The 12,110-nt window shown below is 35.3% G+C and carries 12 protein-coding genes; 10 read left to right on the top strand and 2 right to left on the bottom strand.

What is annotated here, in order from left to right; genetic code table 11:
• Positions 1–548 precede the first annotated feature (548 nt).
• From BM289_RS15100 to BM289_RS15065, 8 genes are all read left to right on the top strand, one after another.
• Entirely contained in the window at positions 549–1,109 is a 561-nt protein-coding gene (locus BM289_RS15100; RefSeq protein ID WP_091495010.1) for a GNAT family N-acetyltransferase, read from the top strand.
• A gap of 51 nt (positions 1,110–1,160) precedes the next feature.
• The gene (locus BM289_RS15095; protein WP_091495008.1) at positions 1,161–2,033 is read left to right on the top strand and encodes a helix-turn-helix domain-containing protein; all 873 of its coding nucleotides are present in this window, start codon (positions 1,161–1,163) and stop codon (positions 2,031–2,033) included.
• A 77-nt stretch (positions 2,034–2,110) separates the two neighbouring features.
• Complete coding sequence (locus BM289_RS15090; protein WP_091495006.1) at positions 2,111–2,524, top strand: OsmC family protein; 414 nt, start codon at positions 2,111–2,113, stop codon at positions 2,522–2,524.
• Between the two features lie 32 nt (positions 2,525–2,556).
• On the top strand, positions 2,557–3,606 hold the full coding sequence (locus BM289_RS15085; RefSeq protein WP_091495004.1) for an alpha/beta hydrolase: 1,050 nt from the start codon (positions 2,557–2,559) through the stop codon (positions 3,604–3,606).
• Between the two features lie 181 nt (positions 3,607–3,787).
• A complete protein-coding gene (locus BM289_RS15080) occupies positions 3,788–4,222 on the top strand; it encodes a DoxX family membrane protein (protein ID WP_091495395.1) in 435 nt (144 codons plus the stop codon).
• A gap of 167 nt (positions 4,223–4,389) precedes the next feature.
• Complete coding sequence (locus BM289_RS15075; protein ID WP_091495002.1) at positions 4,390–5,226, top strand: sulfite exporter TauE/SafE family protein; 837 nt, start codon at positions 4,390–4,392, stop codon at positions 5,224–5,226.
• A complete protein-coding gene (locus BM289_RS15070) occupies positions 5,213–5,620 on the top strand; it encodes a DUF1634 domain-containing protein (RefSeq protein WP_091495000.1) in 408 nt (135 codons plus the stop codon). The genes BM289_RS15075 and BM289_RS15070 overlap by 14 nt, the downstream gene beginning before the upstream one ends.
• A gap of 49 nt (positions 5,621–5,669) precedes the next feature.
• On the top strand, positions 5,670–6,692 hold the full coding sequence (locus BM289_RS15065; RefSeq protein ID WP_091494998.1) for an LLM class flavin-dependent oxidoreductase: 1,023 nt from the start codon (positions 5,670–5,672) through the stop codon (positions 6,690–6,692).
• Between the two features lie 215 nt (positions 6,693–6,907).
• Here BM289_RS15065 and BM289_RS15060 read toward each other — a convergent pair whose 3' ends face one another.
• The gene (locus BM289_RS15060; RefSeq protein WP_091494996.1) at positions 6,908–9,310 is read right to left on the bottom strand and encodes a TonB-dependent receptor; all 2,403 of its coding nucleotides are present in this window, start codon (positions 9,308–9,310) and stop codon (positions 6,908–6,910) included.
• Between the two features lie 239 nt (positions 9,311–9,549).
• Between BM289_RS15060 and BM289_RS15055 the strand changes: the two genes are divergently transcribed.
• Positions 9,550–10,827: an acetyl-CoA C-acetyltransferase gene (locus BM289_RS15055; protein ID WP_091494994.1), complete on the top strand. Its 1,278-nt coding sequence runs from the start codon at positions 9,550–9,552 to the stop codon at positions 10,825–10,827.
• Positions 10,828–10,984: 157 nt separating this feature from the next.
• Here BM289_RS15055 and BM289_RS15050 read toward each other — a convergent pair whose 3' ends face one another.
• A complete protein-coding gene (locus BM289_RS15050) occupies positions 10,985–11,596 on the bottom strand; it encodes an FMN-dependent NADH-azoreductase (RefSeq protein ID WP_091494992.1) in 612 nt (203 codons plus the stop codon).
• A gap of 108 nt (positions 11,597–11,704) precedes the next feature.
• On the opposite strand from BM289_RS15050, the gene BM289_RS15045 reads away from it, so the two are divergent.
• On the top strand, positions 11,705–12,076 hold the full coding sequence (locus BM289_RS15045; protein WP_091494990.1) for a winged helix-turn-helix transcriptional regulator: 372 nt from the start codon (positions 11,705–11,707) through the stop codon (positions 12,074–12,076).
• The last annotated feature ends 34 nt before the right edge of the window (positions 12,077–12,110 follow it).

The following is a 12,110-nucleotide window of genomic DNA, read 5'->3' as shown; positions in this document are numbered from 1 at the left end:
CCCAATTAGAAAAATTTTGCTCTCCCGCAGATTTAGCGAATTATGCAGATATTTTCAGTATTAATCTGCTCAAATCTGCAGAATCTGCGTGAAAAATATATTAAACCAATTTAAAAAAAAATTCTCCCGCAGATTTAGCGTATTATGCAGATATTTCCAGTAGTAATCTGCTCAAATCTGCAGAATCTGCGTGAAAAATATATTAACCCAATTAAAAAAAAATGTTCTCCCTCAGATTTAGCGGATTATGCAGATATTTCAAGTATTAATCTGCTCAAATCTGCAAAATCTGCGTGAAAAATATATTAACCCAATTAGAAAAATTTTGCTCTCCCGCAGATTTAGCGGATTCTGCAGATATTTTCAGTATTAATCTGCTAAATCTGCAAAATCTGCGTGAAAAATATATTAACCCAATTAAAAAAAATGTTCTCACGCAGATTTAGTGGATTCTGCAGATATTTTCAGTATTAATCTGCTAAATCTGCAGAATCTGAGAGAGAAAAATATTTAAATAAAGTAAATTTGTTTTATCAAAATTTCCTAAAATGAATATCAGAAAAGCCAAAAAATCCGATTCCAAATATATTACACCTATATTATTATTAGCAATGGAAGATATTGTCTATAAATTTTTGGCTAAGAAAGATTACGCTTCCGCGAAAGACTTTCTGGAATATTTCATCGAAAGAGAAAACAATCAATACTCTTATCAAAATTGTTTTGTGGCTGAGGAAAATGACGAAATCATTGGTGCAGTGAATGTTTACAATGGTTCTGATATAGAAACCTTACGAAATCCGATTGTGGAATATGTGAGATCGCATTATAATCCTGAATTTGATCCGGAGTTTGAAACACGTGCTGGTGAATTTTATATCGATTCATTAGGCGTAAATCCAAATCATCAGGGAAAAGGAATTGGTTCTAAACTACTTGTTTTTCTGATTAATGAATATGTCCATCAAAACCAACAAACTTTAGGATTATTGGTAGAAGAAGATAATCCGTTGGCAAAAAACCTTTATTTGAAACTCGGATTTAAAATTGTGGGCGAAAAAACTTTGGTTGGCAAAAAACTGGAACATCTTCAAATAAGTCCCATTTAGTATTCGGCTCTGCCAAAGAAAATCTGTATTTTTAATCCAAAACAAACCACAATGAACCTTAATACTGTATTTGAATCCAATTATAAAAAACTGGGATTTCTGATTCTGAACCAGGAAACAGTCGAAGAAATTAATAGCGACGAATACAAAGCGTATATAAAGGTCTTGTATCTGCCGGAAGAGTATCAGATTACTATCGATTTTAAACAATACCAGACCAAAAGTCCTTCTCTTTTTTTCATCAACAGCAACCAATATCTGCAGATTAATAAGGAAGGAAAAAAGCAGGGTTATTTTATGTACTACAATCGTGATTTCTATTGCGTACAGATTCATGATGCAGAAGTAGCCTGCGACGGACTGTTATTCAATAATATATTCGAAATGCCGATGACCACTTTACCGGATAAAGAGGTTTCGTTTATTGAAGGCATTTTCAATCAGATTCAGGATGAGTTTGTTTCACCCGATTCTTCGCAGGAAGAAATGATTCGAACGTATTTGAAACAGCTGATTATTAAAGCAACCCGAATCTGGAAAATTCAGCAATTGGGTATTTTAAATGAAGAACCTTCAAAAGAAATGGATTTTTTCAGGGACTTCAGCCGATTGGTCGAAATTCATTTCAGAACCAAACATACCGTTGCCGATTATGCAGATATTTTGGGGGTTGCTCCCAAAACACTTTCAAACAAATTCAATCGTCTGAAACTGACACAGCCAAACGATATAATAAAAGACCGCATTATTTTGGAAGCTAAAAGGCTTTTAGGGTATTCTTCTTTAAGTGTAAAAGAGATTGCCTACCAGCTCGGATATGAAGATCCGGCCTATTTTAACCGACTTTTTACCAACAAAGTCGGCGACACTCCGTCGAATTTCAAAAAAAAATACCTTCAAGGGAAAAATGTACAATTAGAATAGACTTTTATCCATTTTAAGAGGCTTATTACCGCCATATCTTTGTCCTATCAAATTATAAATGATAAAACAATAAAGATATGAAACGTAAAGCACAAGCCGTTTGGAACGGTGACATCAAAACTGGAAAAGGAACTCTTACTACAGACAGTACCGTATTAAACAATACTCAATATTCTTTCAACAGCCGTTTCTCAGATGGTATCGGAACTAATCCTGAAGAATTATTAGCAGCCGCCCACGCTGGCTGTTTTACCATGAAATTGAGCTTAGACTTAACTACAGCTGGATTCTCAGTTGATGAATTATCCACTCAATCTACCATTACATTAAACGACGGAAAAATCACACAATCTCTTTTAGTACTAAATGCTAAAGTTCCTGGGATTTCTCAAGAAGAATTTTTAAAAATCGCTCAGGGCGCCGAAAAAACGTGTCCAATAAGTCAGGCTTTTTCTTTCGAAATTGTTTTACAGGCCAATTTAATCAACTAAACATCAAAATCTTATAACAAATAACATACATTATGAAAACAATACAATCAATACAAAGAGGTATATTTATAGTTACATTATTAACTCTAAATACAATAGCTATGGCACAAGAAAGACCATATAAAGGACAAAATGACCCAAAAATATTTACAGAGGTCCGCAGCTTTTTAAATGCATTAAACTCAGGTGACGGAAAACCATTAGAACAATTATCTGTCGCAGATGCCAGAAATGTTTTAGTAGGTGCTCAGAAATCAGTTGAAGTGAATTATTCTGGTATCGAAGAAACTGAAAAAGTAATTTCACAAAACGGCTTAAAAGTAAAAATTCATATCACGAAACCTAAAGGAGCAAAAGCAAATGCGCCAGTATTCATCTTCATCCATGGCGGCGGATGGGTTTTAGGAGATTATCCTACTCATAGAAGATTAGTGAGAGATTTGGTTGTAGAAAGTGGTGCTGTTGCAGTTTTCCCAGATTATACGCCATCTCCAGAAGCTAAATATCCCGTTGCGATTAACGAAATTTATGCCACAACACAATGGGTAGCTGAAAATGGAAAAGAAATTGGCGTAGACGGTAAAAACCTAGCCGTTGTTGGAAACAGTGTGGGTGGAAATATGACAGCTGCAATTACTTTAATGGCTAAAGATAAAAAAGGCCCAAATATTAAATTACAAGTTTTATTATGGCCCGTAACAGATGCAAATTTTGAAACTGAATCTTATAATTTATATGCCAACGGACGTTTCTTGACTAAAAACATGATGAAATGGTTTTGGGACAATTACCTTCCTGATACTGCTAAAAGAACAGAGAAATATGCTTCTCCTCTGCAAGCAAGTTTAGCAGAATTAAAAGGCTTACCTCCTGCTCTAGTTCAAACTGCTGAAAATGATGTTTTAAGAGATGAAGGAGAAGCTTATGCCAGAAAGCTTAATGAAGCTGGGGTTCCTGTAACCTTAACCAGATACAACGGTTTGATTCACGATTACGGACTTTTAAATCCGATTGCCCATGTACCAGCAATTCAAACAGCCGTACAACAAGCAGCCATTGTAATCAAAACGACACTGAAATAAGAATTTCAAAACAAATTAAAAAAGGGATAGACGGCCATCTATCTCTTTTTTATGCATTTTGTCGTTTATTTCAAACAATTTGGCGATGATTCTGTCGTTATTAAAAAAACAACTTGACGATTTTTATCCTTATTAAGATAAAATTTGCTTAAGAAAATTGCAATAAAAATTAATGATCAGAATGAAAAACATCACCATATTAGAAGCAGGTTTAATTTTAAGAATAGTTTTAGCCATCACAATGCTTTCGGCCGTAGCAGACCGATTTGGAGTTTGGGGCGCACCAGGTTCTCACCAAGTCGCTTGGGGAAATTGGGATAATTTTGTTTCCTATACGCAAACACTCAACCCTTATGCAAACCAAGCCACTGCTGAAATTTTAGGAGGAATTGCCACTTTCTTTGAGGTTTTACTTAGCCTTCTTCTTTTATTTGGATTCAAAACCAGACTTGCCGCTTTGGGAACTGCTTTTTTATTGTTCTTTTTTGGATTTGCTATGGCCGTTTCCATTTCTGTAAAAGCGCCTTTTGATTATTCAGTTTGGACGAGCGTTGCAGCCGCACTTTTACTTGCTAATATTGGGAAAACTGCTTTTGCGGTTGACAATCGCATATAATTTTTGCTCTATTCAACTTTGTCAAAGTTTAAACTTTGACAAAGCTTCCAGCCAACCCAAAAACACAAACCCAAAACAACAAACATTTTTAAGGTATATTTAAGGTCATAAAGCTGTTTCGAACAAATTTGTATTCGTAAATTAGCAAATACAAAAACACACTTTAAATGACAATACTTACCTTTACCCTGATTATGATTCTAGGTGCTTTTTTAGCAGGCTTTATCGGTTCATTATCAGGCTTAGGAGGTGGAATTATAATCATTCCCCTTCTTACTATTCTACTCGGAGTCGATATTCATTATGCCATTGGAGCCGCTTTGGTTTCGGTAATTGCAACTTCTTCCGGCTCTGCCGCTGCTTATGTAAAAGAAGGTATTACGAATATGAGAATGGGAATTTTTCTTGAAATTGCCACTACAATTGGTGCAGTTTGTGGTGCATTACTTTCTACCGTTGCCCCTACTTCGTTTATTGCCGTTTTATTTGGACTAACATTGATTTTCTCGGCAATCAATTCGCTTCGTAAAAAAGAAGAACATATCGTTTTAGAATCTAGTCCATTGGCAAAAAAACTAAAATTAGATGGAACTTATCCTGCTCATAATGGGGAAATCATTAAATACGGAACCAAAAATGTGATTGGCGGTTTCAGCATGATGGGCGTTGCCGGAATGATGTCTGGTTTACTCGGAATTGGTTCTGGTGCCTTTAAAGTAATTGCAATGGACAATATTATGCGTGTTCCATTTAAAGTATCTACAACAACCAGTAATTTTATGATGGGAGTTACCGCAATGGCAAGCTCTGTAATTTATATTCAGAAAGGATATATCGAACCTGGAATTTGTATGCCGGTTGTAATTGGCGTTTTGTTTGGAGCTATGGCTGGTGCCAAAATATTAGTACGAACAAACCCGAAAAAATTGAGAATCTTTTTTGCCTGCTTGATTTTTGTTTTGGCAGTAAATATGATTTATAACGGACTAAATGGAAAAATCTAATATGGTACAAGAAGAAAAATTTGGAGAAAAGGACTTTCAAACTATCATCGGGAACTTACTTCGTTATGGCGTTTGGATTTCATTATCGGTAGCTTTTATTGGAGGAATTGTTTATTTAATGAACCACGGAAGCCAGATTGAAGATTATTCTGTTTTTAAAGAAAATGACCGAAATATATTTGAAGTCATCGCTGCAGTTTACAACGGAGCCATTAGCGGAGACGGCGCATCTTTAATCTTTACAGGGATTATTTTTCTGTTTTTAACTCCGGTATTACGTGTTTTACTATCACTTTTTTCATTTTTATTGGAGAAAGATTATTTATATGTAGGCATTACTTTAATCGTGATTGTCATTATCATCATCAGTATCTCATTCGGTTTTTCTCATTAGAGAATTGTGGATTTTACATTGATATTGACATTGAAATTTTATAGCATTTATGGAAATAGGAATAGACAGTTTTGCTTCGGCAATGTATGGCGATAACAACACGCTAAGCAGTGTTGATGCCATGGAGCAGTTATTGCAGAGAATCGAATTTGCAGATCAGGCTGGTCTTGATGTTTTTGGAATTGGAGAACATCATAAAAAGGAGTTTCTAGATTCTGCAACTGCGGTTATTTTGAGCGCTGCAGCGGCAAGAACAAAAAACATTCGTTTAGCAAGTGCTGTAACCGTTTTAAGCGCAGCCGATCCTGTTCGGGTTTATCAAAGTTTTGCCACGCTAGATTTGATTTCGAAAGGAAGAACGGAAATTGTTGTTGGTCGTGGATCTGCTATTGAAGCTTATCCCCTTTTCGGATATGATTTGAGAGATTATGATGCTCTTTTTAAAGAAAAACTGGAATTGCTTTTACAAATTAGAGATAATGAGTTTGTAACTTGGGAAGGAAAATTTCGTCCTGCTCTAAATGATCTGCCAGTTTATCCAAGAGCTTTACAGGAAAAAATGCCAATCTGGCTTGGTGTGGGCGGAACGCCAGAATCTTTTATAAGAGCGGGTTCGCTTGGTCTTCCTTTAATGGTTGCTGTTATTGGCGGGCAAACCCATCGTTTTAAACCATTAATAGATTTATACAGAGAAGCAGGAAAAGCGGCAGGTTATAAACCTAATGAATTAAAAGTAGGATTACACTCGCCTGGTTATGTTGGAACAACAACAGAAAGTGCAATTGAAGAATATTATCCCGGTTATGCTGAATTGTGGACGAAATTAGGATATGAAAGAGGCTGGCCACCTGTAACAAAAGGTAAATTTGACGGATTAATCGACGATTTAGGCGTTTTGATTGTTGGAAGTCCGGAAAGAGCTGCTGAAAAAATCCTTCGCCACAGTGAAGCACTTGGAGGCGTTGACCGTTTTACCTTCCAAATGGACAACGCAGGATTGACACATAAACAATTGATGAGCGCCATAGAATTAATTGGAACAAAACTGATTCCGTTGATTAAAAGAGGATAAAAAAATCTCGCAAAGTCGTAGAAACGCAGAGAAAATTAAACCATATAAGTCATATAAGTTCATTTTAGACTAATGTTAAATTATCTTATCTGCTTATGGTAAAAAACTCTGAAGCTTTGCCTCTTTGAACCTTTGTACCTAAAAAAAAGCATCTGCCATATATATTGACAGATGCTTTTTTGTATTTTGTATTTTTTCAGCTAAACTAAATTTACTTAGAGTTTATAAGTTACACCTACTCTAAAGTTTCTTCCCGGTTCAGCCTGCCAGTAGTAAGCTTGCAACCACTCATAATAAGAACCGCTGTATAGATATTTATCCAAAATATTAAATACATTTGCCGTAACTTTTACTTTTCCGATTTCGTAAGATAGGCCTCCATCTAACTTAAAGTAAGAAGGTAATCTTTCAAGGCCTTCGCTCCAAGTATCTGTCTCACGCCCATCAAGGAAAGTTCCTCCAATTGAAGCTCCTAATCCTTTTATTTTACCAGATTGAACAGTGTAATTCAACCATGCATTTGCTGTATGTTTCGAATATCCGGGAACAACATCACCTACATTAATTCCACTTACATTAGATTTCGTGACAGTAGATTCTGTAAAGGCATAATTTGCGATCAAGTTAAGACCACCAAATATTTTTCCTCTTAAATCAAATTCAAAACCTTGAGCTCTTTTTTCTCCTAAAACAATTTTAGTTGGAAATTGTGGAGTACTCTGTGGATCTGATGTTAATTCATTTTTCTTTATAATATTATAAACGGATAAGGTAGTATTCCATGAACCATCAAACCAATCTTTTTTGATACCAAATTCGATGTTGTTACCTGTCAATGGTTTTAATTCTCCATCTCTTACAACTCCTGATTGAGGTGTAAAAGCTTGATCATATAATCCGTAAACCGCAAAATCATTAGTAATAGAATAACTTAAACCTGCACGAGGTGTTATATGGCTGTCCTCGTTTGGTTCTGTCTCATAGCTGCTAGTCTGGCTAATCCATGTATACCTTGCTGCAAGAGTTAATCTTAATTTATTATCAAAAAAACCAAGTTCATCCTGAATGTAACCGGCTGCATATTTTGTACCATAAAGTCCTACAACTCTTTGGCTAAGTGGCGTATCATGATCAAATTGTGGGAAACCGTTTGATGGAGTTCCGTAATTTGGGTTATAAATATTAAAAGGATTAGCAGCCGTATCAAGATCATGAGATTGTCCCCAATCTGCAGCATAATCTTTATCTCCTAAATCTATTCCTCCTAAAACTTTATGACTTACCGCTCCAGTACTAAATTTACCATTTACAAAAATCTGTCCTAAAAACATATTACTATCCGCATCCCAGATACCCACATTCCTAATAATTTCTCCGTTTGCAATATCTCCATTTGCAGTCGTTGCCGGTCCTACGGCTGATGGCCATGAACTGTATCCCTGTTGAATATATTTGAAGTAAGAAGTTTGTGCTGTTAGTTTCCAGTTATCATCAAATTTATGTTCAAATTGTAAATAACCACTATGATCTTGAATATTGGTATCAGGCAAACCTGGTGCTGTCATTGTAAAATTACGTGGCATAGTAGCGTAGCCACCTGCTTTTGGTCCAAATACATAATAAGAACCAACCTCAGTCATATTTGCATATTGAAAGTTATATTCAAATGTCAATTTTGTTTTGTCATCGAATTGGTATGAAATTACCGGTGCAATTACATAACGGTCATTATGTTCGTAAGGACGGAACGAACCTTTCTTTTGCGCAGCTCCGTTAAAACGATATAATAATTTTCCTTTTTTATCTAATTTCCCATCAAGATCTAAACTTACTCTGTAGAAATCATAACTTCCTACAATAGCACTGACCTCACCTTTTGTTATTCCCGTTGGTTTTTTAGTAACCACATTATAAAGTCCGCTTGGATCACCGCTTGAAAGCATGAAACCTGCTGGTCCTTTTACAAATTCTATATGATCTACAAAGCTCATGTCTTCAGTTAATGGTCCCCAATAAGAAGAAACTACGTTAAAACCATTTCTAAACGCCTGAATTTGAGAACCACGCATCGTAATATTAGTATACAAATCTCCCCAGTGCTCTAAACGAACCGCACCACTCACGTTACGAATAACTCCATCACTCATACTTGTAATCTGCTGATCCTTTAAGGTTTGACCACTAACAATCTGTACGTTTTGAGGAATCTCCAATACTGGAGTCTGAAGACGCAGTGACATTGAAGGTTTGTCTTGTTTATATTTATTTTTTGTAATAACTACCTCATTAAGATCTTCCTGGCTTTCAGAAAGCGAAAAGTTTTTACTCGTAGTTTTTTGTGAAGTAACAACAACCTTATCTTCTAATGCCTGAATACCAACACCACTGATTACAATTGTATAAGTACCCGGTTTCACTCTTGTAATTTCATATTGACCAGAAACTGTTGTAACATCTGAATATTTTGTTCCTTTTAATGCAACAGCAATATTTTCTGCGGGCTTATTACCACTTAAAGTAATTTTTCCTGCCACTTTTCCAAACTCTTGTGCCATCATGTTAAATGAAGTCAAAAGCAAGGCAAAAAAATACACTTTTTTATTAAAAACTATTTTCATTTTGGTTTATTTTAAATTAAAGTCCAAAAGTATATTCAAATCTTATCTTTTTCAAATTATTTTTAATCATTCTAAATAAATATAACAATTTATATGCATTTGACACGAAAAACTCTTTTACGTACCATTTTTTAAAGTTATTTCATCATAATATTAATCTACATTAAGCGGTATAACGAATTCTCTTTCTATCTTTATATTCCAAAATCAAAAACAGATTTAACTAATAATTTACTGATATGAAACAAGATACAATAAGAAAAGTAGCTATTGTAGGTTACAATAGAATTCCGTTTGCACGCGCCAATACCGCTTACGCAAATGTTGGAAATCAAGAAATGATGACAGCCGCTCTTAACGGACTTATTGACAAATACAATCTAAAAGGTAAATTATTAGGAGAAGTCGCTGGAGGTGCTGTAATAAAACACACCTACGACAATAACTTAATTCGCGAATGTGTAATGAAAACAAGCCTTGATCCTGCAACTCCTGCGTGCGATTTGCAGCAAGCATGCGATACAGGAATTGAAAGCGCCGTTTATATTGCCAATAAAATTGCTTTAGGACAAATTGAATCTGGAATTGCTGGTGGTGTAGACTCCATCAGTGATATGCCGATTGCCGTGAGTGAAAAACTTAGAAAAATTTTGTTGGAAGCCAGACAAGCCAAATCGCTGGGTGGAAAAATTAAAACCTTTTTAAAACTTCGTCCAAAAGATTTAAGTCCGTTGGTTCCAAAAAATGAAGAATCCCAGACAGGACTTTCAATGGGCGGTCATACTGAAATTACAGCAAAACACTATAAAATTTCAAGAGAAGATCAAGATGAATTCGCATTAAAAAGTCATTTGAATATGGCAAAAGCATATGATGAAGGCTTTTTTGATGATATGATTACTCCTTTTAACGGATTAGAAAAAGACAATAACTTAAGAAAAGATTCTACGATTGAAAAATTAGCCAAACTAAAACCCGCTTTCGATAAGGTAAATGGTACTTTGACAGCAGGAAACTCTACTCCTCTTACAGATGGGGCTTCTTGTATTCTGCTAGCCAGTGAAGAATGGGCAAAAGAACAGGGACTTCCTATTTTGGCTTATATTACTTTTGCAGAAATCGCAGCTATAGAATACGTTAAAAATCAGCAGAATTTGTTATTGGCTCCTGTATTTGCTGTTTCTAGAATGCTGGAAAAAGCAGGTTTAGCGCTTCAGGATTTTGATTATTATGAAATTCATGAAGCTTTTGCCGCACAGGTTTTAGCGACTTTAAAAATTTGGGAAAGCCCAGAACTCAGTGAATCTATCGGTCTAAAGAAAACGTTAGGCACTATCGACAGAGAAAAACTGAACGTAAAAGGAAGCAGTTTAGCAGCTGCGCATCCGTTTGCGGCAACTGGAGGTCGAATTATTGGTGTAATGGCCAAACTACTAAATGAAAAAGGTTCAGGAAGAGGATTAGTTTCTATTTGTGCTGCCGGTGGTCAAGGTGTCACCATGATAATTGAAAAATAAAATAAAGTCGATTAAATTTTATAAATCTGTTGAATCTGCTAAATCTGCGAGCAAAAATTACTCTCGCAGATTTAGCAAATTAGCAGATTTTTTTTCACAAGAAACCCGACAGGTTTTTGAAACCTGTCGGGTTTAAATACGTAAAAATATCTAAATCCTAAAAAGCAAATTCCTCAACAGAAGACAAGGCCTTTGGTAATGCATTTGCTGCGAAATCTGGAATTGCTGTTCCTTCTACACGGAAAGTTGTAACATCTGTCATTCCTAAAAAACCTAAAACAGCTCTTAAATAAGATTCTGAAAAATCATAGCTTTTGTAAGGCCCCTCAGAAAATATAGCTCCCGAAGCAATAGAAAGATATACTTTTTTATTGGTGACCAAACCTTTCGGACTTCCATCTGCATAACTAAATGTTTTTCCTGCTCTTGCTACCTGATCAATCCATCCTTTTAAAACCGCTGGAATTCCAAAATTGTACAACGGCACACCAATTACAATTATGTCCGATTCTAATAGCGTTTGTATCGCATCATCTGAATGCTTTAAGACTTCTGTTTGTTCTTGAGTATGAGCTTCTAATGGTGTATAAACGGCATTAATATGAGAATTGGTTAAATATGGTAATGGTGTTTTAGTCAAATCAAGTGTCTTTACTTCTGTATCAGAATGAATTACAGCTAACTTTTCAATAATTGCATTGGACAATTGATTGCTGTAAGAGTTCTCTCCGTTGGTACTTGTAATTATTTGTAGAATTTTTTGGCTCATAATTTACTATTGTTTGTTTTACGATACAAACTTATCTACATTTGCTATCTATTTTATAGTACTATCCTCAAGGATAGCGCTATCCTTGAGGATAGTAACAGTATATATATGAAAACAAAAAGCGAATTAACAAAAGAAATGGACTGTCAGCCAGAAGAATGTCTTGCTGCATTACTACCAGTAAGAGATGCTTTGGAGGTTTTAAGCGGCAGATGGAAACTCCCAATTTTGATTGCTTTATCAAACAGACCGAAACGATTTAAGGAAATTTCTAAAGATATAAACGGAATTACAGACAAAATGCTCTCCAAAGAACTTAAAGATTTGGAGATAAACAAATTAGTTATAAGAACTGTTTATGATACATTCCCACCCACTGTAGAATATGCCAGAACAGAACACAGTCACACCTTATACAAAGTCATTAGTGCATTAAACGAATGGGGCACTTTACATCGTAAGGAAATTATCGGAAAATAAAAAAACTCCAAGCTTATAATGCTTGGAGTTTTTT

Origin of the sequence: Flavobacterium phragmitis, from assembly GCF_900112575.1 — a bacterium.
In the GTDB taxonomy this organism is placed as follows: domain Bacteria; phylum Bacteroidota; class Bacteroidia; order Flavobacteriales; family Flavobacteriaceae; genus Flavobacterium; species Flavobacterium phragmitis.
This window is presented reverse-complemented; position numbering and strand designations above follow the sequence as displayed.